Below are 22,318 nucleotides of genomic sequence, written 5' to 3' on the forward strand. Positions count from 1 at the left end.
TGGCGCTGGACTAAACAAAGGCCCCCTTTTAGGGGGCTCACACAAAGCCACCTTCTTTAGAAGGTGGTAATTTACTTTAATGGCTACCAAGCGAAGAGGAACGTATGGGGTTTGGAATATTCCCGATTATTTTTCACTCAGCGCTTGCAACCTAAAGTGTGATCTGTATAATGCAGCGCACTGGTTAAGCCAGTTGTGAACCAATGAGCAGTGAGGAGCGAGCAAATCTAAGGATTTGCGAGGTAATGTATACTCAGCTTATGTTCGCGGTTAATACAATTAGCTATCTTTTCTTCGGAAAAACTATCCTCAAAGGTGACTTTGGCATATAGGGATAGTTAATCGAAAATTAACTGACAATGCGTCCTAATCTTGGATGCTACGGTTTCACATAAATCAATCGGCATTCTCTCGTCTTGACGAGTTTGAGTGGCGATATTGTTTGTGTAATTTATTAAATTTGGAGCTCTGTCTCATGCAGAACCAACGTATCCGTATCCGCCTAAAAGCTTTCGATTACAAACTAATCGATGCTTCTACAGCGGAAATCGTTGAAACAGCTAAGCGCACTGGCGCACAGGTTCGTGGTCCAATCCCACTGCCAACTCGTAAAGAGCGTTTCACAGTTCTTATCTCTCCACACGTTAACAAGAAAGCACGTGACCAGTACGAAATCCGTACTCACAAGCGTCTAATCGACATCGTTGAGCCAACAGACAAGACTGTTGATGCTCTAATGCGTCTAGACCTTGCTGCGGGCGTTGACGTTCAAATTAGCCTAGGTTAAGGGAGATTAGAAGTATGATTGGTCTAATCGGTCGTAAAGTGGGCATGACCCGCGTATTTACTGAAGAAGGCGTTTCTATCCCAGTAACAGTTGTTGAGGTTGAAGCTAACCGTGTTTCTCAAGTGAAAACTCTTGAAACTGACGGCTACGCAGCAATCCAGGTTACAGCTGGTTCTAAGAAAGCTAACCGTGTAAACAAAGCTGAAGCAGGTCACTTTGCTAAAGCTGGCGTTGAAGCTGGTCGCGGTCTTTGGGAATTCCGTTTAGAAAACGGCGAAGAGTTCGAAGTTGGTTCAGAACTAACTGTTGAACTATTCAACGAAACTAAGAAAGTAGACGTTACTGGTACATCTAAGGGTAAAGGTTTCCAAGGCGCTGTTAAGCGTTGGAACTTCCGTACTCAAGATATGACTCACGGTAACTCATTGTCTCACCGTGCTCCTGGTTCTATCGGTCAATGTCAGACTCCAGGTCGCGTATTTAAAGGCAAGAAAATGGCAGGTCACATGGGTGCTGAGCGTGTAACGACTCAAAACCTAGAGATCGTACGTGTTGACGCTGAGCGCAACCTGCTTCTTATTAAAGGTGCAGTCCCAGGCGCAACTGGCGGCAACGTGATCGTTAAACCAGCTGTTAAAGCATAACGTCTCAGGAGTAAGTAATGGAACTAATGGTTAAAGGTGCCGATGCACTAACTGTTTCCGAAACTACTTTCGGACGTGAGTTTAACGAAGCTCTTGTACACCAAGTAGTTGTTGCGTACGCAGCAGGTGCTCGTCAAGGTACTCGTGCTCAAAAAACACGTTCAGAAGTTTCTGGCGGTGGCGCTAAGCCATGGCGTCAAAAAGGTACTGGCCGTGCGCGTGCTGGTACAATCCGTAGCCCAATCTGGCGTACAGGTGGTGTTACTTTTGCTGCGAAACCACAAGATCACAGCCAAAAAGTAAACAAAAAAATGTACCGTGGTGCTATGAAGAGCATTCTTTCTGAGCTTGTTCGTCAAGAGCGTCTAATCGTTGTTGATAACTTCTCAGTTGAAGCACCAAAGACTAAAGAGCTAGTTGCTAAGCTTAAAGAGCTTGAGCTAACTGACGCTCTAATCGTGACTAGCGAAGTAGATGAGAATCTATTCCTAGCTGCTCGTAACCTATACAAAGTTGACGCACGTGATGTTGCTGGTATCGATCCAGTATCTCTAATCGCGTTTGACAAAGTTGTAATGACTGCAGAAGCAGTTAAGCAAGTAGAGGAAATGCTAGCATGATCACTGAAGAGCGTATCCTAAAAGTTCTACGTGCACCGCACATCTCTGAAAAAGCAACTATGGCAGCTGAGAAAGCGAACACTATCGTTTTCAAAGTAGCTAAAGATGCGACTAAAAAAGAGATCAAAGCAGCTGTAGAAAAGCTATTTGAAGTTGAAGTTAAGTCTGTAAATACTCTTATCACTAAGGGTAAGACCAAACGTCAAGGTCTACGCCAAGGTCGCCGCAGCGACGTTAAGAAAGCGTACGTTACTTTGAAAGAAGGTCAAGATCTTGACTTCGTTGGCGGCGCGGAATAACAGGAGTAGTTAAAAATGGCTATTGTTAAATGTAAGCCGACTTCCCCTGGTCGTCGTCACGTTGTTAAAGTTGTTAACGCTGACCTACACAAGGGCAAGCCATACGCACCTCTTCTAGAGAAAAACTCTAAGAACGGTGGTCGTAACAACAAGGGTCGTATCACAGTACGTCACATCGGCGGTGGTCACAAGCATCACTACCGTGTAGTTGACTTCAAACGTACTAAAGATGGTATTCCAGCGACAGTTGAGCGTCTTGAATACGATCCAAACCGTAGCGCAAACATTGCTCTAGTTCTTTACAAAGACGGTGAGCGTCGCTACATCCTAGCACCTAAAGGTGTTGTAGCTGGTGATGTTATTCAGTCTGGTGTTGATGCACCAATCAAAGCTGGTAACACTCTACCAATGCGTAATATCCCAGTAGGTTCAACTGTACATAACGTTGAACTTAAGCCTGGTAAAGGTGGTCAGCTAGCTCGTTCGGCTGGTGCTTACGCTCAAATCGTTGCTCGCGACGGTGCGTACGTAACTATCCGTCTACGTTCTGGCGAGATGCGCAAAGTTCTTTCTGAAGGCCGTGCAACAATCGGTGAAGTTGGTAACTCTGAGCACATGCTACGTGAACTTGGTAAAGCAGGTGCATCACGTCATCGCGGTATCCGTCCAACGGTTCGTGGTGTTGTAATGAACCCGATTGACCACCCACATGGTGGTGGTGAAGGCCGTACTTCTGGTGGTCGTCACCCAGTATCTCCTTGGGGTATGCCTACTAAAGGCTTCAAGACTCGTAAGAACAAACGCACTGACAAGTACATCGTACGTCGTCGTAACAAGTAATCTATATAAAGAGGAATCGCCATGCCACGTTCTCTCAAGAAAGGTCCTTTTATTGACCTACACTTGCTGAAGAAGGTAGAGAAAGCGGTGGAAAGCGGAGACAAAAAGCCTATTAAGACTTGGTCCCGTCGTTCAATGATCATCCCTACGATGATCGGTTTGACCATCGCTGTCCATAATGGTCGTCAGCACGTACCAGTATTTGTAACTGATGAAATGATCGGTCACAAACTGGGTGAATTCGCACCAACACGCACTTACCGCGGTCACGCTGCGGATAAGAAAGCTAAGAAGCGCTAAGGAGTAGATAATGGAAGCAATTGCTAAACATAACTTTGCTCGCATTTCGCCTCAGAAAGCTCGCTTAGTTGCGGATCTAATCCGTGGTAAATCTGTTGACCAAGCTCTAGAAATCCTAACGTTCAGCAACAAAAAAGCTGCTGCACTAGTTAAGAAAGTTCTAGAGTCTGCTATCGCTAACGCGGAGCACAACGAAGGTGCAGATATTGACGATCTGAATGTCGCAAAAATCTTTGTAGATGAAGGCCCAACCATGAAGCGTATTATGCCTCGTGCTAAAGGTCGTGCGGATCGTATCTTGAAGCGTTCAAGCCACATCACTGTTGTTGTAGCAGATCGCTAGAGACTAGGAGAGTAAGCAATGGGTCAAAAAGTACATCCAAATGGTATTCGTCTAGGCATCGTTAAGCCTTGGAATGCTACATGGTTTGCTAACACCAAAGATTTCGCTGACAACCTAGACGGCGACTTCAAGGTACGTCAGTTCCTTACAAGTGAACTGAAAAAAGCGTCTCTATCACGTATCGTTATCGAGCGTCCTGCTAAGAGCATCCGTGTGACTATTCACACTGCTCGTCCAGGCGTTGTTATCGGTAAGAAAGGTGAAGACGTTGAGAAGCTACGCGCAGCTGTAGCTAAAATTGCAGGTGTACCAGCGCAAATTAACATCGCTGAAGTACGTAAGCCTGAACTAGATGCGCAACTTGTTGGTGACAGCATCGCGTCTCAGCTAGAGCGTCGTGTTATGTTCCGTCGTGCTATGAAGCGCGCAGTACAAAACGCTATGCGCCTAGGCGCTAAAGGTATCAAAGTGGAAGTAAGCGGTCGTCTAGGCGGCGCTGAAATCGCACGTTCAGAGTGGTACCGTGAAGGCCGTGTGCCTCTACACACTCTACGTGCTGACATTGATTACGCAACTTCTTCGGCTCACACTCAATACGGTGTGATCGGCATTAAAACTTGGATCTTCAAAGGTGAAATCCTAGGTGGTATGCCAGCAGCTAACGCTGTAGAGCCTAAAGGCGACAAGCCTAAGAAGCAGCGTAAAGGCCGTAAGTAAGGAGTCGACAGATGCTACAACCTAAACGTACTAAGTTCCGTAAGGTTCAGACTGGTCGTAACCGTGGTCTAGCTAAAGGTACTGATGTAAGCTTCGGCGAATTCGGTCTTAAAGCTGTTGGCCGTGGTCGTCTAACTGCTCGTCAAATCGAAGCGGCACGTCGTGCAATGACACGTCACGTTAAGCGTCAAGGTAAAATCTGGATCCGTGTGTTCCCAGACAAACCAATCACAGAAAAACCACTTGAAGTTCGTCAAGGTAAGGGTAAAGGTAACGTTGAGTACTGGGTAGCCCAAATCCAACCTGGTAAGGTTATGTACGAAATGGGTGGTGTACCTGAAGAATTGGCACGTGAAGCGTTCCGTCTTGCGGCACGTAAACTGCCTTTCAAAACTACATTTGTAACTAAGCAGGTGATGTGATGAAAGCACAAGATCTACGCGAGAAAAGCGTTGAAGAGCTTAACGCTGAGCTAATGAATTTGCTACGCGAACAGTTCAACTTGCGCATGCAAGCTGCGACTGGTCAACTACAGCAAACTCATACTCTGAAAGCTGTACGCCGTGATATCGCACGTGTGAAAACTGTTTTGACTGAGAAGGCAGGCGCATAATGAGCGAAGTAAAACGTACTCAACAAGGTCGTGTTGTTAGCGACAAGATGGACAAGTCTATCACTGTTGCTATCGAACGTTTCGTAAAACACCCAATCTACGGTAAATACGTAAAACGTACGACTAAAGTACACGCACATGACGAGAACAACGAGTGTGGCCTAGGCGACACAGTTGAAATCGCAGAGTGTCGTCCACTGTCTAAGACTAAGTCTTGGACTTTGGTAAAAGTTCTAGAAAAGGCGAAGATTTAATCTCGTTAATTCTATGAAACTAAAGCGGCTCCAAAATATTTTTGGAGCCGTTTATTTTTTGACTACCCAATCACAAAAAAGGGTGGTACAATTCGCGTCCCTTTTAAAGAGGCAGCCCGACCCGTGATGGGTCTAGTTATTAATATTTAGCGGAGCACTAACATGATCCAAATGCAAAGTATGCTGGACGCAGCTGATAACTCAGGCGCACGCAGCGTAATGTGTATTAAGGTTCTGGGTGGCTCTCACCGCCGTTATGCACATATCGGTGACGTCATCAAAGTTACTGTGAAGGAAGCAATCCCTCGCGGTAAAGTTAAAAAAGGTGATGTTCTGAAGGCGGTGGTAGTGCGCACCCGTAAAGGCGTACGTCGTCCTGACGGTTCTGTCATTCGCTTCGACCGAAATGCTTGCGTATTGCTAAACGACAATACTGAGCAACCAATCGGTACACGTATCTTTGGTCCTGTGACACGCGAACTTCGTGGCGATAAGTTCATGAAGATCGTTTCACTGGCTCCAGAAGTTCTGTAAGGAGCACGTAGAAATGGCAGCTAAAATCCGTCGTAATGACGAAGTAATCGTTCTTGCTGGTAAAGACAAAGGCAAGAAAGGTAAAGTAACTAAGGTTCTAGCAACTGGTAAAGTTATCGTTGAAGGTATCAACCTAGTTAAGAAACATCAGAAACCTGTTCCAGCTATGGGTATCCAAGGCGGTATCGTAGAGCAAGAAGCAGCTATCGACGTTTCTAACGTGGCTATCTTTAACGCAGCTACTGGTAAAGCTGACCGTATCGGTTTCCGTTTTGAAGACGGCAAAAAAGTTCGTTTCTTCAAGTCTAACGGCGAAACCGTTTCTAACTAATAGAAGTAATTTGGAGTTCTACTATGGCGAAACTGCATGATTACTACAAGTCGTCTGTAGTCGCTGAACTGACCAAACAGTTCGGTTACACAAGCGTCATGCAAGTCCCTAGAATCGAGAAAATCACCCTAAACATGGGTGTTGGTGAAGCAATCAACGATAAGAAACTGCTAGAAAATGCAGCGTCTGATATGGCAACGATCTCTGGTCAAAAGCCACTTATCACAAAAGCGCGCAAATCTGTTGCAGGTTTCAAAATCCGTGAAGGCTACCCTATCGGTTGTAAAGTAACCTTGCGTGGCGAACGTATGTGGGATTTTCTTGAGCGTTTAATTAACATCGCTCTTCCACGTGTACGTGACTTCCGTGGTGTTAGCGCTAAGTCTTTTGACGGTCGCGGTAACTACAGCATGGGCGTTCGCGAGCAAATCATCTTCCCGGAAATCGACTTTGATAAAGTTGATCGAGTACGCGGTCTAGACATCACTATTACGACGTCTGCTGGTACTGATGAGGAAGGCCGTGCTCTGCTGGCTGCCTTTAACTTCCCATTCCGTAAGTAAGGTGAAGGGTTACTGTTATGGCTAAAAATTCAATGAAAGCACGTGAAGCAAAACGTGCGAAGCTAGTAGCTAAGTTCGCTGAAAAGCGTGCAGCGCTAAAAGCTATCATCAGCGATGTAAACGCATCTGAAGAAGATCGTTGGAACGCAGTTCTTACACTGCAATCTCTTCCACGTGATTCAAGTGCATCACGTCAGCGCAACCGTTGCAACCAAACTGGTCGTCCACACGGTTACCTACGTAAGTTCGGTCTAAGCCGTATTAAGGTTCGTGAAGCTTGCATGAAAGGCGAGATTCCGGGTCTTCGTAAGGCTAGCTGGTAATTGCCACTTAATCATTTGGAGTAAATCATATGAGCATGCAAGATCCGATTTCGGATATGCTGACCCGCGTTCGTAACGGTCAGGCAGCAAACAAAGTTGCTGTAAAAATGCCTTCTTCAAAGCTTAAAGTTGCAATTGCTGCACTACTAAAAGCTGAAGGTTACATCGTTGACTTCGCTGTTGAAGGCGAAGCAAAACCTGAGCTAGAAGTTACACTTAAGTACTTCCAAGCTAAACCAGTAATCGAGCAACTTAAACGTGTTTCTCGTCCAGGTCTACGTGTTTACAAGAAGAAAGATGAACTTCCTTCTGTAATGGGTGGTCTTGGTATTGCTATCGTTTCTACTTCCAAGGGTCTTATGTCAGACCGCGCTGCACGTAAAGCAGGTCTTGGTGGTGAAATCATCGCTTACGTAGCTTAATAAGGAGTAGACTATGTCTCGTGTTGCAAAAGCACCTGTCGCTATTCCAGCTGGCGTAGAGGTGAAACTAAACGGCCAAGAAATCACTGTAAAAGGTGCGAAAGGCGAACTAACTCGCGTTCTTAACAACGCAGTTGTAATCGCTCAGGAAGAAAATAACCTGACTTTCGGTCCTAAAGAAGGTGTTGCTAACGCATGGGCTCAAGCAGGTACTGCTCGCGCTCTAGTTAACAACATGGTTGTTGGTGTTACTGAAGGCTTTACTAAGAAGCTAACTCTTAAAGGTGTAGGTTACCGTGCTGCTATCAAAGGCAACGCTGTAGGTCTAACACTAGGCTTCTCACACCCAGTTGAGCACGAGTTGCCAGCGGGTATTAAAGCTGAATGTCCAAGCCAAACTGAAATCGTGATCACTGGTGCTGACAAGCAACTAGTTGGTCAAGTTGCGGCTGACATTCGTTCTTACCGTGAGCCTGAGCCATACAAAGGCAAAGGTGTTCGTTACGCAGATGAAAATGTGCGTACTAAAGAAGCTAAGAAGAAGTAAGGTAACACTATGGATAAGAAAGCATCTCGCATCCGTCGTGCTACACGTGCACGTCGTAAGATTGCAGAACTGGGTGCGACTCGCCTAGTTGTACACCGTACTCCTCGTCACGTGTACGCACAGGTTATCGCGGCTAACGGCTCTGAGGTTATCGCAGCAGCTTCTACTGTAGAAAAAGCGATCCGTGAGCAAGTGAAATACACTGGTAACGTTGATGCAGCTAAAGCAGTGGGTAAAGCTATTGCTGAGCGCGCTCTAGAGAAGGGCGTAACTGCAGTTGCATTTGATCGTTCTGGTTTCCAATACCACGGTCGAGTAGCGGCGCTAGCAGAATCTGCTCGCGAAGCTGGTCTGAAATTCTAAGGTAGGGTTGGAAGATGGCTAAAGAACAACAAGTTCAAGCGAATGATTTGCAAGAAAAGCTAATCGCAGTTAACCGTGTTTCTAAAACGGTTAAAGGTGGTCGAATCATGAGCTTCACTGCACTAACAGTAGTTGGTGACGGTAACGGTCGTGTAGGTTTCGGTTACGGCAAAGCTCGTGAAGTACCTGCAGCGATTCAAAAAGCAATGGAAAAAGCGCGTCGTAACATGACTACGATCGCTCTAAACGAAGGCACTCTTCACCACCCAGTGAAAGGTCGCCATTCGGGCTCTAAAGTTTACATGCAGCCTGCTGCAGAAGGTACTGGTGTTATCGCAGGTGGTGCGATGCGTGCAGTACTAGAAGTTGCTGGTGTACACAACGTACTATCTAAAGCGTACGGTTCTACGAACCCTATCAACATCGTTCGTGCAACGATCGATGCACTAGGTAGCATGAAGTCACCAGAAATGGTTGCTGCTAAACGTGGTCTAACTGTTGAATCTATTTCGGAGTAAGAACACCATGGCAACTATTAAAGTAACTCAAACTAAAAGCTCAATTGGTCGTCTGCCAAAGCACAAAGCTACTTTGCGCGGTCTAGGTCTTCGTAAAATCAACCACACAGTAGAACTTGAAGATACTCCGTGTATTCGCGGTATGATCAACAAGGTTTACTACATGGTTAAAGTTGAGGAGTAATCAGAATGCGTTTGAATACTCTAGCACCGGCTGCTGGCGCGAAAACTTCTGCGAAGCGAGTAGGTCGTGGTATCGGTTCAGGCCTAGGTAAAACTGGTGGCCGTGGTCACAAAGGTCAAAAATCACGTTCTGGCGGCAGTGTTCGTCCAGGTTTCGAAGGCGGTCAGATGCCTCTGAAACAACGTCTACCAAAATTCGGTTTCACTTCTCGTAAGAGCCTAGTGTCTGCTGAAGTTCGTCTAGCTGAGCTAGCGAAAGTTTCTGGTGACGTAGTTGATCTAAACAGTCTTAAAGCTGCTAACATCATCACTAAGAACATCGAATTTGTAAAAGTTGTTCTTTCTGGTGAAATCAACAAAGCAGTGACTGTTAAAGGTCTACGTGTGACTAAAGGCGCTAAAGCTGCAATCGAAGCTGCAGGCGGTAAAATCGAGGAATAATCTCGAGGAACGAGGTACAGATGGCTAAGAAACCAGGACAAGATTTTCGTAGTGCTCAGAGCGGCTTAAGTGAACTAAAGTCGCGCTTGTTATTCGTAATTGGTGCACTTTTAGTATTCCGAGCCGGCTCTTTTGTGCCGATTCCTGGTATTGACGCTGCTGTACTTGCCGATTTGTTCGAACAGCAAAAAGGTACCATCGTTGAAATGTTTAACATGTTCTCCGGTGGTGCTCTTGAGCGTGCATCTATATTAGCATTGGGCATCATGCCGTATATTTCGGCATCTATTGTTGTCCAATTGCTAACTGTAGTTCATCCAGCGTTAGCTGAACTCAAAAAAGAGGGTGAAGCAGGCCGTCGTAAGATAAGCCAATACACACGCTACGGCACGCTTGTACTTGCAACCTTCCAAGCTATAGGTATTGCAACTGGCCTACCAAACATGGTCGACAATCTGGTTGTTATCAACCAAACCATGTTTACGCTAATTGCTACCGTAAGTTTAGTAACCGGTACCATGTTCTTGATGTGGTTAGGTGAACAAATTACAGAGCGCGGAATTGGTAACGGTATTTCGATACTGATTTTTGCAGGTATTGTTGCTGGATTGCCTTCTGCAATCGGTCAAACAATCGAGCAAGCGCGTCAAGGTGAATTGCATGTACTTCTTCTGTTGCTAATCGCGGTATTAGCTTTTGCAGTAATTTACTTCGTTGTTTTCATGGAACGTGGTCAACGCCGAATCGTCGTTAACTATGCGAAACGTCAACAAGGTCGTAAAGTATTTGCTGCGCAAAGCTCGCATTTGCCTCTTAAAATTAACATGGCAGGTGTAATTCCAGCGATTTTTGCATCAAGTATTATCTTGTTCCCAGGAACATTGGCTCAGTGGTTTGGTCAAAACGGTGAGAGCAGCGCGTTCGGTTGGTTAACTGACGTGTCTTTGGCTCTTAGCCCAGGTCAACCGTTGTATGTAATGCTTTATGCAGCAGCAATTATCTTCTTCTGTTTCTTCTACACGGCGTTGGTTTTCAACCCGCGTGAAACAGCAGATAACTTGAAGAAGTCTGGTGCATTCGTACCCGGTATCCGCCCAGGTGAGCAGACAGCGAAATACATTGATAAAGTAATGACACGTTTAACCCTTGCTGGTGCACTGTACATTACCTTTATCTGTCTGATTCCCGAGTTCATGATGGTCGCGTGGAACGTACGTTTCTACTTCGGCGGTACATCGCTACTAATCGTAGTTGTTGTAATTATGGACTTTATGGCACAGGTACAGACTCATCTGATGTCTCAACAGTATGATTCTGTGTTGAAGAAAGCGAATCTGAAAGGCTACGGCCGTTAATCCGGCGGTAGACTCAGTTTCATTTACGGAGTTTAGCAATGAAAGTTCGTGCTTCCGTTAAAAAAATCTGCCGTAACTGTAAAGTAATCAAGCGTAACGGTGTCGTTCGCGTGATTTGCAGTGAGCCAAAGCACAAACAGCGCCAAGGCTAATTAGCAGAAATTTTTACTTGAAAATGAAGGTTGGGTCGAGTATATTCCTCGGCCTACCTTTTGCGTGCAAAAGAAGTAGTATTCCGCAGCGTATCCATAACGGGCTTTGCTGCGGCTAATTCTTTTATAGAAACACTTAGGAGTGAATAATGGCCCGTATAGCAGGCATTAACATTCCTGATCAGAAACATGCAGTAATCGCTCTAACAGCGATCTACGGCATCGGTAAAACTCGCTCTCAAGCTATCCTAGCTGAAGTGGGTATTGCTGAAAATGTTAAGATCAGTGAACTAACTGAAGAGCAGATCGATCAACTGCGTGATGGTGTAGCTAAGTACACTGTAGAAGGTGATCTACGTCGTGAAGTATCTATGAACATCAAGCGTCTTATGGACCTTGGCTGTTACCGTGGTCTTCGTCATCGTCGCAGTCTACCACTACGTGGACAGCGTACTAAAACCAACGCTCGCACCCGTAAGGGTCCGCGTAAGCCGATCAAGAAATAATCGGGAAGGTAGAGTACAATGGCTAAACAACCAACTCGCGCTCGTAAGCGCGTACGCAAGCAAGTTGCAGATGGCGTTGCGCACATCCATGCTTCTTTCAATAACACAATCGTAACCATTACTGACCGTCAAGGTAACGCTCTTGCATGGGCTACTGCAGGTGGTTCTGGTTTCCGTGGTTCTCGTAAGTCTACTCCGTTCGCTGCACAGGTTGCTGCTGAGCGTTGTGCTGAAATGGCTAAAGAATACGGCCTAAAGAACTTGGAAGTTATGGTTAAGGGTCCTGGTCCAGGTCGCGAATCTACTGTTCGTGCACTAAACGCCGCTGGTTTCCGCATCACAAACATCGTTGATGCTACACCAATCCCTCATAACGGTTGTCGTCCACCTAAGAAACGTCGCGTATAACGTTTCTAGGACAATTGGAGAAGAATCATGGCAAGATATTTGGGTCCTAAGCTGAAGCTTAGCCGTCGTGAAGGCACTGACTTATTCCTTAAGTCTGGTGTTCGCGCGATCGATACCAAGTGTAAAATTGATAACGCACCAGGTGTACACGGCGCTCGTCGCGGTCGTCTATCTGAGTATGGCGTTCAGCTTCGTGAGAAGCAAAAAGTACGTCGTATGTACGGCGTTCTAGAAAAACAATTCCGTAACTACTACAAAGAAGCTGCTCGCCTAAAAGGCAACACTGGTGAAAACCTACTTCAGCTTCTTGAAGGTCGTCTTGATAACGTAGTTTACCGCATGGGCTTTGGCGCAACTCGCGCAGAAGCACGTCAGCTAGTTAGCCACAAAGCTATCCTAGTAAACGGTAAAGTTGTAAACGTTCCTTCTTTCAAAGTAGCGGCTAATGACGTTGTTTCTATTCGCGAGAAAGCTAAACAGCAAGCTCGTATCAAAGCAGCTCTAGAAGTTGCTGAACAACGTGAAAAACCAACTTGGATTGAAGTAGATGGTGGCAAGATGGAAGGTACATTCAAGCGTATGCCTGAGCGTTCTGATCTATCAGCTGACATCAACGAACAATTGATCGTCGAGCTTTACTCTAAGTAAGGTTTAAACTAAAGAGAGGACACAATGCAGGGTTCTGTAACAGAATTTCTTAAGCCACGTCTAGTTGACATCGAACAAATCAGCTCGACTCACGCAAAAGTAACTCTTGAGCCATTAGAGCGTGGCTTTGGTCATACTCTGGGTAATGCACTTCGCCGCATCCTTCTATCTTCTATGCCAGGTTGTGCTGTAACAGAAGTAGAAATTGAAGGCGTACTTCATGAGTACAGCACGAAAGAAGGCGTTCAAGAAGATATTCTTGAAATTCTTCTAAACCTTAAAGGTTTGGCTGTGCGCGTTGCCGAAGGCAAAGATGAAGTGTTCATTACTTTGAACAAATCAGGCTCGGGCCCTGTGGTTGCAGGTGACATCACCCATGATGGTGATGTAGAGATCGCTAACCCTGAACACGTAATTTGTCACCTAACGGATGACAACGCTGAGATCGCAATGCGTATCAAAGTTGAACGTGGTCGTGGTTATGTTCCAGCTTCTGCGCGTATCCATAACGAAGAAGACGAGCGTCCTATCGGTCGCCTACTAGTAGATGCTACTTACAGCCCAGTAGACAAAATTGCCTACGCTGTAGAGGCAGCTCGTGTAGAACAGCGTACTGATCTAGACAAGCTTGTTATCGATATGGAAACAAACGGTACTCTAGAACCTGAGGAAGCAATCCGTCGTGCAGCTACAATCCTAGCTGAACAATTGGATGCATTCGTAGATCTTCGTGATGTACGAGTTCCTGAGGAGAAGGAAGAGAAGCCAGAATTCGATCCGATCCTACTGCGTCCTGTAGACGATCTTGAACTAACAGTTCGCTCTGCTAACTGTTTGAAAGCAGAAGCGATTCACTACATCGGTGATCTAGTACAACGTACTGAGGTTGAGCTACTTAAAACGCCTAACCTTGGTAAAAAATCTCTTACTGAGATTAAAGACGTACTTGCGTCACGTGGTCTGTCTCTGGGCATGCGCCTAGAAAACTGGCCACCTGCATCAATCGCTGAAGATTAATCGATACTAGTTAGAAGGATTAGGTCATGCGCCATCGTAAGAGTGGTCGTCAACTCAACCGCAACAGCTCACATCGCAAAGCGATGTTCAGCAACATGGCTAGCTCTCTAGTACGTCATGAAGTTATCAAGACTACTTTGCCAAAAGCAAAAGAGCTACGTCGCGTAGTTGAGCCTTTGATTACACTAGCTAAGACTGACAGTGTTGCTAACCGTCGTCTAGCATTTGCACGTACTCGTGACAACGAAGTAGTTGCAAAACTATTTAACGAACTAGGTCCACGTTTTGCTGCTCGTCAGGGCGGTTACACTCGTATCCTAAAAGCTGGCTTCCGTGCTGGTGATAAAGCTCCAATGGCTTACATTGAGCTTGTAGATCGCCCAGCTGCTGAAGAAGCTGCTGAGTAATCAGTTCGTAAGAACGAGAAAGCCGAGCATTAGCTCGGCTTTTTTGTATCTGTAATTCAGTAAACCTTTATATCCAGCCTGCATTTATTTCAACCCATGCAGACTGGCAATTTAAAAAGTGATTATCACTTGCGCTTATTTACTAGTATTCCACAACCCGCCCAACGAACTTAGAAGCCCTTCGCTAGCGCCTTGCTTGTTCAAGTAATCCAAGATTACTGGAGCAAACTGACTGATCATAGATGGGTCTAAACCTAACGTATCGAATGCACTCTTTACTGCACTGATATTCTCAATATTTCCTAGTAAGCTTTGTGCTCCTTGCAAGTTTGAAAGTCCAGGAATCAAAGACTGTAATTCACTACTATTTTCTTGCGAAAGCTGGCTTTGAGCCAAAGCGAGTAGCGCACCACTGCCTCCGGCTGCTTGCTCAGTGGATACTGGTAATTGGCTAGTTAGCATGTCTGTTAATGGAGATGACTCGGTGTTCAAGCTGCTGCCGACCATGTCCATCAGACCACTTTCTTTACTTTTTTGAGTGACTGAATCTAAGAATGCGTGCGCACTACCAATGTTGATTGATAGGAGTGCTAGAGTTAGGAGTGTTTTACGCATAGTACCTCCAAAGGTTGAGCGTTTTTTAAAAGTGATTTTATTTTTAAAGGCTATCAGAGTGAAAGGTTCAGAGGTGAGAAAGTCTATTCAGTTTAGACAAAAAAACGGCGCTAGTGCGCCGTTTTATTTAATCATAATTGAAAATGGTTTCAATTAGATAATATCTAATAGTTCTACTTCGAAAACTAAAGCTGCAAATGGAGGGATAGCCGCACCAGCGCCACGCTCACCGTACGCAAGATCTTGTGGTACGTATAGCTTCCACTTAGAGCCAACAGGCATTAGTTGTAGTGCCTCTACCCAACCTTTGATCACACCTGTAACAGGGAATTCAGCAGGTTGACCGCGAGATACAGAGCTATCGAATACAGTACCGTCAGTTAGCTCACCGTGGTAGTGAACGCGAACTGAGCTTTCTGCTGTAGGAACTGCACCAGTACCTTCAGAAATGATTTCGTACTGAAGACCAGAGTCTAGAACGTTAACTTCAGGTCGTAGAGCGTTGTCTTTTAGGAACGCTTCGCCTTCTGCTGCCGCAATTTTTGCTGCTTCTTGGCGAGCTGTTTCTGCACGAGTGTGAAGTTCTTGTAGTGCTTTGTTGATTTCATCAATTTCGATTGATGGCATGTCACCAGTTAGTGCTGTTGCAATACCTGCTGCGATAGCATCAACGCTAAGACCTTCAAGACCAGAGCCTGCAAGTTGCTGACCCATTTGCAGACCAATGCCGTAGCTTGCTTTTTGTTCTGCAGTTTCAAATTTAATTTCAGACATGAATGTCGCTCTTATTAGGAGTGATAAAGTAACAGGATATCAGTTTCGAGCTTAGGTTTAAATGATTGCGACTGAATGCTTAATTGAGGCGGCCAGGTTGTGACTTATCTCTTACTCCAAGTGAAATTTCTGCTAATTTAATCCCAATTCCATTTTAGTTTGGTGAAAAACATATACTCTCCGCGTCGGTATTTTTATACTGGCCGTAGAAGTATTAAGGGACTCATTACAATGAATCGTCGCAGAAAGAAAAAGCAGCAAGTCGACTATGTCGAATTGGTTAAACAAAAATTCGCTGCTATCGACTGGAAGCAGCCGTTCAACAAAGAGCAATGGTTGGAGCGTATACAGCCTGTTAAGCAGTTTTGGTTGCGTCTGCCTAAATTTCATCAGCGTGCTTTGATGGTCTTGGTGCCATTGATTCTGGTACTCCTTGTTATTCCTTTGCCGAATAAAACAGACCAGCCAGTTGAGCAGACTGAGGTCGATCATCAACGCGTAGCGATTGAGCTGAACGCGCAGAGTTTAAGTCAGCAGAGAACCTCTCAGAACTCTGGACCGAAATCTGAAGACTGGAAAGAGTACACGGTTAAAAATGGTGATACATTAGCGCAGGTTTTCAGAAGTAATCAGCTCTCTATGGCGGATCTTAGCGCTCTAGTCAAAATAGAAGGCAGTGATAAGCCGCTAAGCCAAATAAAGCAGGGACAATTGATTCGCTTTAAGCTTAGTGACGAAGGTGAGTTAGATATGCTACAGCTGGAAAAAAGCGGGCGGTCCGTTATGTTTTTCCGTTTATCGGATGGGACCTTTGGACGTAACAAGTAAACGCTTCAAATGAAAAGACGCGAAGATATCGCGTCTTTTTAGTTAGTTTTTCATAGCGATTAGTTTTCATAGTAACCAATCGAGTTGAAGCTTATAGCGCTACGGATTCTTTCCGCATATCCACATGAGGGATACCATCTTCAAGATAGCACTCTGAGATAACCTTGAATCCATGACTCGCATAAAACTGGATGAGATGCTCTTGAGCTCCTATATCAATCGTCTGTCCTGGCCACAATATTTCACACTGTGTTAATGCCTCTTCCAGCAACTTATGTCCCAGACCATCACCACGCGCAGTTTGTTTGGTGACGACTCGACCAATACTCACATTGTCATACGTAGTGCCTGCGGGCAGTAATCTTGCGCAAGCAACCAGTTCATCACCGTGATAGCCTATTAGATGATAAACGCCTTCCAGCGTGTCCTTACCATCAAGTTCAGGGTAAGGGCAGGTTTGTTCAACAACGAATACATCCACACGCAATTTCATCATTTCATACAGCTGCGTGGTTGTTAGCTGAGCAAAGGGCAAAGTAATCCAAGTGAGCATGTTGTTATCCGTAATGAGAATAGAGTGACTGACTTTACTTTGTTTTGAGCTCATACTCATTAACAAAGGTTAATTAGCACTGGTTTTCCCACCAAATCTGGTGATAATGTGCCCTCTTTCCATCTCACCTGAGGATATCCCCGTGAGCAAACAAACATTCGATCAAGTTGGGCTTAACCCAGCGTTACTCGCCACACTTGATTCCCTGAACTATACCCACATGACGCCAATTCAAGCTTTGAGCTTGCCTGCAATCCTAAAACATCGTGATGTCATCGGGCAGGGTAAAACGGGCTCAGGTAAAACCGCTGCATTTGGTTTAGGGGTTTTATCGAACCTCAACGTCAAACGCTTTCGTGTCCAGTCATTAGTATTGTGTCCAACACGTGAGCTTGCAGATCAAGTAGCGAAGGAAATTCGTACTTTAGGTCGCGGCATTCATAATATTAAAGTGCTTACTCTCTGCGGTGGGATGCCTATGGGGCCACAAATTGGTTCGTTAGAGCATGGTGCGCATATCCTAGTTGGTACTCCTGGTCGTATTTTGGATCACCTTGAAAAAGGCCGAATTGATCTTAGCGAACTGAATACCTTGGTGCTAGATGAAGCTGATCGCATGTTGGACATGGGTTTCCAAGACGCATTAGATGCAATCATCGATGCAGCGCCAAAGCAGCGTCAAACTCTACTTTTCAGTGCTACTTTTCCAGAAAAAATTGAGCAAATTGCGCAGCGTATAATGCAGACACCGGAAGTGATTAAGGTGGAATCGACGCATGATACTTCAAGCATTGCGCAGTACTTCTATAAAGTTGAAGGCTCGGAAGCGCGTGATGAAGCATTGGCGAATTTGCTGCTGACTCACCAACCAGAGTCCGCGGTGGTTTTTTGTAATACCAAAAAAGAAGTGCAAAGTGTCGCAGATGAGTTGCATCACAAAGGATTCAGCGTTATCGATATCCATGGGGACTTAGAGCAGCGTGAACGCGACCAAGCATTGGTGCAGTTTGCTAACAAGAGTGTGTCTATCCTTGTTGCAACAGACGTTGCGGCGCGTGGTTTGGACGTTGATAATCTTGATGCTGTCTTTAACTTTGAGCTATCGCGCGATCCTGAGGTTCATGTGCACCGTATTGGTCGTACAGGTCGTGCGGGTAGTAAAGGTTTAGCGTTCAGCTTTTTTGGTGAGAAAGACGGTTTACGTGTAGCTCGTATTGAAGAATACCTAGAGATGGACGTGGTACCAGCAACATTGCCTGCCAAATCAAATCAGCAGCCATACCAAGCGAAAATGGTTACGATTAATATTGATGGCGGTAAGAAACAGAAAGTACGACCGGGTGATATCTTAGGTTGTTTGACAGGAAAAAATGGTATTCCAGGCTCTCAAGTCGGAAAGATCCACCTATTCCCTGTGCGCGCTTATGTTGCCGTCGAAAAATCTGTGGCTAAAAAGGCTCTACAAACCATTAGTAACGGCAAGATGAAAGGGCGCCAGTTCCGGGCGCGAATTCTTAAATAGCTCAAATAGCAGAGAAAAAGCTCTTCGTTTGAAGAGCTTTTTTCTTTTTTGAGTTTATTTGAGAGTGTGATCTTTGGTTAAGCGTGCTTTGATTCGACTCAAACTGATTGGCGTAATGCCCAGGTAGGCCGCAATTTGACTATCGGTAATACGTTGCTTTAAATCTGGGTAATGAGCGCAAAATAATTGATATCGTTCCTCTGGAGAGTAGAGCAACATAAAGCGTTCTTTATTCTCTTTATTAACCAGTTGGTTTTCGAGTAGCTTTAAGTAAATGGCGTGCTTTTCTGCTCGCCAGTGATGCAACGTTTCAATTGGCAAGCAAAATAGCTGACAAGCGCTCAGCGTTTCCAATAAGTAAGGCGAAGGTTGGTCCTTTATTATGCTCTCAAACCCGATAACCCAGTCCTTCTCCCAATAAAATTCTTTACTGAATTCTTTGCCGTGCTCAGTGAGATAGCTTGCGTGACATAACCCCTCAATGATGAAGTAAAGGTGTGAGCTCAACTCTCCTTGGTGATTAAGAATGTGGCGTGTAGGCAGTTCGAGCAACTCACCATTTTCAATAAGTTGGTTTGCTTCTGTCTCTAAAAAGCCATGATTGACTAAGTCTGAAAAAAGATCGCTGTGCATGTGATAACTCGGAAACGGTTTTCTTTATTTTAACGGGTTTTATTGATAACAAAAAAGCGGCTCATGAGAGCCGCTTAGTGTTGCTGTCAAATCAACCTTATTTATTCAGATCGATTTGATAAATTGCGAAACCAATGTCGTCTGTTGACACGCGTTTCATTGGGTATTGTCCTTTCTCTTTGATGAACTGCGCCGCTTTATCGCTAGGGGAGGTTTCGAAACGAATATCTAGCTTGTTATCGGACTTAATCGGTGCGAAAGACCAGTTGTTGTCAGCGCTTGGTGTCACTTCTCCTTTTTCTTCACTCACGCGAGAAATATAAGTGGCGACGACAGAGCGGTTTTCATCTGGTGCGTCAAACGCAATGAAATCTGGGCCTGTACCAGGGAAAGTATTGCTATAAGCACGGTAGTTATTGGTTGCGATGATGAAATCTTGCTTCGGATTGAAAGGCTTACCGTTGAACGTCAGGTTCACAATACGCTGAGAATCTGGATTAATCACTTTACAATCCGCATCGTACTTCGGCGGTTGGGTAACGTCGATTTGGTAGTTAACCCCATCAATAACATCGAAGTTGTAAGTACGGAAATTATCCCAATCAATCAAAGATTGCGGTTTAGGATTGTTGATGTCGATGTGGTTGAATTGACCCGCACTGCACTCTAGCCATTCGCGAACTTCTTTACCTTTCACTTTCATCGCAACCAAGGTGTTTGGGTATAAGTAAAGATCGGCCGCATTACGAAAGGTGAGCTGACCGGATTCTACTTCTGTAAAGTTATTCGGATCGTTCTTACGACCGCCGACTTTAAATGGTGCTGCCGCACTCAGTACTGGAATGTCAGAAAGGTCTGGGTCGCCTTGAATAAAGCGTTCTACGTAGTCTTTCTGAGCAAGGTTAACGATTTGAATGGTGGGGTCGTCCTGCACTAATGCCAAGAAGCTGTACATGACATCATTTGCTTTGCCGATTGGTTGGTTTACAAATTCACGAGTGCCTTTGTGATCTTCTTCTAACGCTTTCACAATATCTTCATCGGCTTTAGCTAATGACTTCTTATTTACTTTATCGAAGATAGGGCGTGCTTCTGCTTGGCCTTCGATGACTTGCCATCTGCCGTCTTTCTCTTTCAGCATCAAATCCATCACACCTACGTGACTTCCCCAGCGACCCGGCATCACGGACGTTACACCATTGATGGTCCCTTTATCTATATCAACACCAGGTAGGTTTGCGAAGTCTTTCCCTGGGAAGACTGCGTGAGAGTGGCCAAAAGCAATTGCATCAATACCTTCAACTTCTGTGAGGTAGTAAACAGAGTTTTCAGCGCCTAGCTTGTATGGATCAGTAGAAATGCCCGAGTGTGGAATCGCCACAATCACGTCTGCGCCTTCTTTCTTCATTTGAGGAATCAGTTTCTCTGCTGTTTCCTTAATGTCTTTAGCAAAGACTTTGCCTTCTAAGTTCTTCTTATCCCACACCATAATTTGTGGTGGTACAAAGCCGATGTAACCCACTTTTATTTGATGCGCTTCGCCGTTTGTGTCTGTAAATGTGTGAGTTTTGATGAGGTAAGGCTTGAAGTAATGCTCACCGGTTTGTTTATCAAATACGTTTGCATTGATGTAAGGGAAGTTTGCCCCCTTCAACGTCGTTTGTAGGAAATCTAAGCCATAGTTGAACTCATGATTGCCAATGTTGCCCACATCGTAGTCTAGCTTGTTCATCGCTTTGTAGACTGGGTGCACGTCGCCGGGATTAATCCCCTTTGCCGCCATGTAATCGCCCATTGGGCTGCCCTGAATTAAATCGCCGTTATCTACTAGTACCGTGTTTTCTGCCTCAGACTTAGCCTGTTTCACTATTGTCGCAGCGCGACTTAAACCGATTTGCTGTGATGGTTGGTCTTTGTAGTAATCGTAATCCATCACGTTGGTGTGAATGTCGGTAGTTTCGATAATACGAAGCTTGATGGTATCGGCCATTGCTGGGCCTGCAAGCGTTAGCATGCCACTTAATACTGCGAGGGAAATAGGATGAACTGCCACTTTCATTTGGTGCTCCAATTCAATGATAAGGGGAAATCGTACTACGTAATGTATCAAACACAGATGCAACTCGATGATAAAGATACAGAAAACTGTGAACATTAATCAGTTTACTGAACCTTATTCATATTAACCGCCGACTTTTTCACGCTTTTGAATGAGACCAAACAAAAACTTCTTAGCAGATTTTTGAATAAAAAATGAAATTTTAGAATTTCAGGTAATATAAACGCCCCGCCATAATGCTTGCATAACGATATCAATGGACGATGAGCAAGCACATGGCAACGAACGATTCAGTCACTTCTTTTCCTAAACCAAAGCCCCGGTTAGTTTCTGACAACCCAGTCGCTGGTGTTACTCGTTTTGCAAAGCAATCGCTACAGCCTGGTGAAGTCGCCTTAGTAGGTGCAGGACCAGGCGATCCTGAACTTCTGACGGTGAAAGCACTGAACTGCTTGCAGCAAGCTGATGTGGTTTTGTACGACTACTTGGTGTCTGAAGAAATCATGGCATTGATTCCAAGCGATACGATTTTGGTGTGCGTTGGGAAGCGAGCTGGGCATCACAGTGTGCCGCAGGAGAAGACGAATCAGCTTTTGGTGGATTTTGCCAAGCAGGGCTACAAAGTAGTGCGCATTAAAGGTGGGGATCCGTTTGTATTCGGTCGTGGTGGTGAAGAGTTAGAAGTGCTTGCTGATGCCGGCGTTCGTTTTCAAGTTGTCCCTGGCATTACCGCAGCAGCTGGCGCAACCGCTTATGCTGGTATTCCACTGACTCATCGTGATTATGCGCAATCGGCCATCTTTGTGACTGGCCACTTGAAAGAAGAAAGTGATGAGATGGATTGGTCCACTTTGGCGCGTGGGAATCAGACTTTAGTGATCTACATGGGGCTGATGAAATCACACTATATTCAGAATCAACTCATTAAGCATGGTCGTTCAGCGTCGACTCCGATTGCCATTATTGAGCGTGGCACGCAGATTCAACAAAAAGTATTTACGGGAGAACTCTCCCAACTCTCTGATTTATCGAAGGAAGCACAGTCGCCATCTTTGATTGTTGTCGGAGAGGTAGTGCGACTGTCTCAAAAGTTAGACTGGTTTTTGTCTAGTACTGAATTCAACAAAAGTGCTATTGCCAACTCCATATAATTTCAGACCAAAGATTAGAGACGTAATGCGCCTTCAAGCTTAAAAAGG

The 22,318-nt window shown here is 45.1% G+C and carries 36 protein-coding genes; 31 read left to right on the forward strand and 5 right to left on the reverse strand.

From position 1 onward, the window contains the following. Positions 1-475: 475 nt before the first annotated feature. From rpsJ to rplQ, 28 genes are all read left to right on the forward strand, one after another. Complete coding sequence (gene rpsJ, locus R7Q47_RS19125; RefSeq protein WP_004410492.1) at positions 476-787, forward strand: 30S ribosomal protein S10; 312 nt, start codon at positions 476-478, stop codon at positions 785-787. A 14-nt stretch (positions 788-801) separates the two neighbouring features. Beyond that, positions 802-1,431 carry a 50S ribosomal protein L3 gene (rplC, locus tag R7Q47_RS19130; RefSeq protein WP_005379555.1) on the forward strand — a complete coding sequence of 210 codons (630 nt, stop codon included), beginning with the start codon at positions 802-804 and terminating at the stop codon, positions 1,429-1,431. Between the two features lie 17 nt (positions 1,432-1,448). Next, positions 1,449-2,051, forward strand: a complete 603-nt coding sequence (gene rplD, locus R7Q47_RS19135) for a 50S ribosomal protein L4 (RefSeq protein ID WP_005379556.1) — start codon at positions 1,449-1,451, stop codon at positions 2,049-2,051. Further along, entirely contained in the window at positions 2,048-2,350 is a 303-nt protein-coding gene (gene rplW, locus R7Q47_RS19140) for a 50S ribosomal protein L23 (protein ID WP_004398471.1), read from the forward strand. The genes rplD and rplW overlap by 4 nt, the downstream gene beginning before the upstream one ends. A gap of 15 nt (positions 2,351-2,365) precedes the next feature. Then, a complete protein-coding gene (rplB, locus tag R7Q47_RS19145) occupies positions 2,366-3,190 on the forward strand; it encodes a 50S ribosomal protein L2 (RefSeq protein ID WP_005383168.1) in 825 nt (274 codons plus the stop codon). A gap of 21 nt (positions 3,191-3,211) precedes the next feature. After that, positions 3,212-3,490: a 30S ribosomal protein S19 gene (rpsS, locus tag R7Q47_RS19150; protein ID WP_004394525.1), complete on the forward strand. Its 279-nt coding sequence runs from the start codon at positions 3,212-3,214 to the stop codon at positions 3,488-3,490. 10 nt (positions 3,491-3,500) lie between these two features. Beyond that, complete coding sequence (gene rplV, locus R7Q47_RS19155) at positions 3,501-3,833, forward strand: 50S ribosomal protein L22 (RefSeq protein ID WP_005383164.1); 333 nt, start codon at positions 3,501-3,503, stop codon at positions 3,831-3,833. A gap of 18 nt (positions 3,834-3,851) precedes the next feature. Then, the gene (gene rpsC / locus R7Q47_RS19160; RefSeq protein WP_005383161.1) at positions 3,852-4,550 is read left to right on the forward strand and encodes a 30S ribosomal protein S3; all 699 of its coding nucleotides are present in this window, start codon (positions 3,852-3,854) and stop codon (positions 4,548-4,550) included. 11 nt (positions 4,551-4,561) lie between these two features. Continuing rightward, positions 4,562-4,972, forward strand: a complete 411-nt coding sequence (gene rplP, locus R7Q47_RS19165; protein ID WP_005379577.1) for a 50S ribosomal protein L16 — start codon at positions 4,562-4,564, stop codon at positions 4,970-4,972. Beyond that, positions 4,972-5,163 (forward strand): 50S ribosomal protein L29, encoded by a 192-nt coding sequence (gene rpmC / locus R7Q47_RS19170; RefSeq protein WP_005379576.1) that lies wholly within the window; start codon positions 4,972-4,974, stop codon positions 5,161-5,163. Before rplP ends, rpmC begins: the two co-directional genes overlap by 1 nt. Beyond that, the gene (gene rpsQ, locus R7Q47_RS19175) at positions 5,163-5,417 is read left to right on the forward strand and encodes a 30S ribosomal protein S17 (RefSeq protein ID WP_005379575.1); all 255 of its coding nucleotides are present in this window, start codon (positions 5,163-5,165) and stop codon (positions 5,415-5,417) included. The genes rpmC and rpsQ overlap by 1 nt, the downstream gene beginning before the upstream one ends. Positions 5,418-5,579: 162 nt before the next feature. Then, on the forward strand, positions 5,580-5,951 hold the full coding sequence (gene rplN / locus R7Q47_RS19180) for a 50S ribosomal protein L14 (RefSeq protein WP_004410450.1): 372 nt from the start codon (positions 5,580-5,582) through the stop codon (positions 5,949-5,951). Positions 5,952-5,964: 13 nt separating this feature from the next. Beyond that, positions 5,965-6,282 carry a 50S ribosomal protein L24 gene (rplX, locus tag R7Q47_RS19185; protein WP_005379574.1) on the forward strand — a complete coding sequence of 106 codons (318 nt, stop codon included), beginning with the start codon at positions 5,965-5,967 and terminating at the stop codon, positions 6,280-6,282. 23 nt (positions 6,283-6,305) lie between these two features. Beyond that, positions 6,306-6,845 carry a 50S ribosomal protein L5 gene (gene rplE / locus R7Q47_RS19190; RefSeq protein WP_005379573.1) on the forward strand — a complete coding sequence of 180 codons (540 nt, stop codon included), beginning with the start codon at positions 6,306-6,308 and terminating at the stop codon, positions 6,843-6,845. 17 nt (positions 6,846-6,862) lie between these two features. Further along, positions 6,863-7,168: a 30S ribosomal protein S14 gene (rpsN, locus tag R7Q47_RS19195; protein ID WP_004410442.1), complete on the forward strand. Its 306-nt coding sequence runs from the start codon at positions 6,863-6,865 to the stop codon at positions 7,166-7,168. A gap of 29 nt (positions 7,169-7,197) precedes the next feature. Continuing rightward, positions 7,198-7,590, forward strand: coding sequence for a 30S ribosomal protein S8 (rpsH, locus tag R7Q47_RS19200; RefSeq protein WP_005379572.1), 393 nt, complete (start codon positions 7,198-7,200; stop codon positions 7,588-7,590). 13 nt (positions 7,591-7,603) lie between these two features. After that, complete coding sequence (gene rplF, locus R7Q47_RS19205) at positions 7,604-8,137, forward strand: 50S ribosomal protein L6 (RefSeq protein WP_005379570.1); 534 nt, start codon at positions 7,604-7,606, stop codon at positions 8,135-8,137. Positions 8,138-8,146: 9 nt separating this feature from the next. After that, on the forward strand, positions 8,147-8,500 hold the full coding sequence (gene rplR, locus R7Q47_RS19210; protein ID WP_005379568.1) for a 50S ribosomal protein L18: 354 nt from the start codon (positions 8,147-8,149) through the stop codon (positions 8,498-8,500). 14 nt (positions 8,501-8,514) lie between these two features. Next, on the forward strand, positions 8,515-9,018 hold the full coding sequence (rpsE, locus tag R7Q47_RS19215) for a 30S ribosomal protein S5 (RefSeq protein ID WP_004745894.1): 504 nt from the start codon (positions 8,515-8,517) through the stop codon (positions 9,016-9,018). Positions 9,019-9,025: 7 nt separating this feature from the next. Next, entirely contained in the window at positions 9,026-9,202 is a 177-nt protein-coding gene (gene rpmD, locus R7Q47_RS19220) for a 50S ribosomal protein L30 (protein WP_005379565.1), read from the forward strand. 5 nt (positions 9,203-9,207) lie between these two features. Next, a complete protein-coding gene (gene rplO, locus R7Q47_RS19225; protein WP_005383155.1) occupies positions 9,208-9,642 on the forward strand; it encodes a 50S ribosomal protein L15 in 435 nt (144 codons plus the stop codon). 20 nt (positions 9,643-9,662) lie between these two features. After that, a complete protein-coding gene (gene secY / locus R7Q47_RS19230; RefSeq protein WP_005379562.1) occupies positions 9,663-10,997 on the forward strand; it encodes a preprotein translocase subunit SecY in 1,335 nt (444 codons plus the stop codon). Positions 10,998-11,035: 38 nt separating this feature from the next. Further along, positions 11,036-11,149, forward strand: a complete 114-nt coding sequence (gene rpmJ, locus R7Q47_RS19235) for a 50S ribosomal protein L36 (protein WP_000868186.1) — start codon at positions 11,036-11,038, stop codon at positions 11,147-11,149. A 149-nt stretch (positions 11,150-11,298) separates the two neighbouring features. Continuing rightward, positions 11,299-11,655 (forward strand): 30S ribosomal protein S13, encoded by a 357-nt coding sequence (gene rpsM, locus R7Q47_RS19240; RefSeq protein ID WP_005383154.1) that lies wholly within the window; start codon positions 11,299-11,301, stop codon positions 11,653-11,655. 18 nt (positions 11,656-11,673) lie between these two features. Continuing rightward, positions 11,674-12,063 (forward strand): 30S ribosomal protein S11, encoded by a 390-nt coding sequence (rpsK, locus tag R7Q47_RS19245; RefSeq protein WP_001118870.1) that lies wholly within the window; start codon positions 11,674-11,676, stop codon positions 12,061-12,063. Between the two features lie 27 nt (positions 12,064-12,090). Continuing rightward, on the forward strand, positions 12,091-12,711 hold the full coding sequence (gene rpsD / locus R7Q47_RS19250; protein ID WP_005383146.1) for a 30S ribosomal protein S4: 621 nt from the start codon (positions 12,091-12,093) through the stop codon (positions 12,709-12,711). A gap of 24 nt (positions 12,712-12,735) precedes the next feature. Then, the gene (locus R7Q47_RS19255; protein ID WP_005383143.1) at positions 12,736-13,728 is read left to right on the forward strand and encodes a DNA-directed RNA polymerase subunit alpha; all 993 of its coding nucleotides are present in this window, start codon (positions 12,736-12,738) and stop codon (positions 13,726-13,728) included. A 26-nt stretch (positions 13,729-13,754) separates the two neighbouring features. Next, positions 13,755-14,135: a 50S ribosomal protein L17 gene (rplQ, locus tag R7Q47_RS19260; protein ID WP_005383141.1), complete on the forward strand. Its 381-nt coding sequence runs from the start codon at positions 13,755-13,757 to the stop codon at positions 14,133-14,135. A 135-nt stretch (positions 14,136-14,270) separates the two neighbouring features. Here the strand turns inward: rplQ and R7Q47_RS19265 are convergent, their stop codons facing one another. Both R7Q47_RS19265 and R7Q47_RS19270 read right to left on the reverse strand, forming a co-directional pair. Next, positions 14,271-14,750 (reverse strand): DUF2780 domain-containing protein, encoded by a 480-nt coding sequence (locus tag R7Q47_RS19265; RefSeq protein ID WP_017820297.1) that lies wholly within the window; start codon positions 14,748-14,750, stop codon positions 14,271-14,273. A 153-nt stretch (positions 14,751-14,903) separates the two neighbouring features. Continuing rightward, positions 14,904-15,524 (reverse strand): FKBP-type peptidyl-prolyl cis-trans isomerase, encoded by a 621-nt coding sequence (locus R7Q47_RS19270; protein WP_005383137.1) that lies wholly within the window; start codon positions 15,522-15,524, stop codon positions 14,904-14,906. A 231-nt stretch (positions 15,525-15,755) separates the two neighbouring features. Between R7Q47_RS19270 and R7Q47_RS19275 the strand changes: the two genes are divergently transcribed. Next, positions 15,756-16,352: a LysM-like peptidoglycan-binding domain-containing protein gene (locus R7Q47_RS19275; protein ID WP_017820296.1), complete on the forward strand. Its 597-nt coding sequence runs from the start codon at positions 15,756-15,758 to the stop codon at positions 16,350-16,352. A gap of 91 nt (positions 16,353-16,443) precedes the next feature. Here R7Q47_RS19275 and R7Q47_RS19280 read toward each other — a convergent pair whose 3' ends face one another. Next, complete coding sequence (locus tag R7Q47_RS19280; RefSeq protein WP_213877241.1) at positions 16,444-16,905, reverse strand: GNAT family N-acetyltransferase; 462 nt, start codon at positions 16,903-16,905, stop codon at positions 16,444-16,446. 142 nt (positions 16,906-17,047) lie between these two features. Here R7Q47_RS19280 and dbpA point away from each other — a divergent pair, with 142 nt between their 5' ends. Beyond that, positions 17,048-18,427 carry an ATP-dependent RNA helicase DbpA gene (gene dbpA, locus R7Q47_RS19285; protein WP_005379583.1) on the forward strand — a complete coding sequence of 460 codons (1,380 nt, stop codon included), beginning with the start codon at positions 17,048-17,050 and terminating at the stop codon, positions 18,425-18,427. Positions 18,428-18,481: 54 nt separating this feature from the next. On the opposite strand, the gene R7Q47_RS19290 is transcribed toward dbpA, so the two are convergent. Together R7Q47_RS19290 and cpdB are read right to left on the reverse strand one after the other, a co-directional pair. Continuing rightward, positions 18,482-19,060, reverse strand: a complete 579-nt coding sequence (locus R7Q47_RS19290; protein WP_033906009.1) for a Crp/Fnr family transcriptional regulator — start codon at positions 19,058-19,060, stop codon at positions 18,482-18,484. Between the two features lie 97 nt (positions 19,061-19,157). Further along, positions 19,158-21,119 (reverse strand): 2',3'-cyclic-nucleotide 2'-phosphodiesterase, encoded by a 1,962-nt coding sequence (gene cpdB / locus R7Q47_RS19295; RefSeq protein WP_064376656.1) that lies wholly within the window; start codon positions 21,117-21,119, stop codon positions 19,158-19,160. A gap of 275 nt (positions 21,120-21,394) precedes the next feature. On the opposite strand from cpdB, the gene cobA reads away from it, so the two are divergent. Next, positions 21,395-22,270 carry a uroporphyrinogen-III C-methyltransferase gene (gene cobA / locus R7Q47_RS19300; protein ID WP_031780800.1) on the forward strand — a complete coding sequence of 292 codons (876 nt, stop codon included), beginning with the start codon at positions 21,395-21,397 and terminating at the stop codon, positions 22,268-22,270. Positions 22,271-22,318: the final 48 nt, after the last annotated feature.

It is taken from the genome of Vibrio sp. Vb0349, assembly GCF_033338975.1.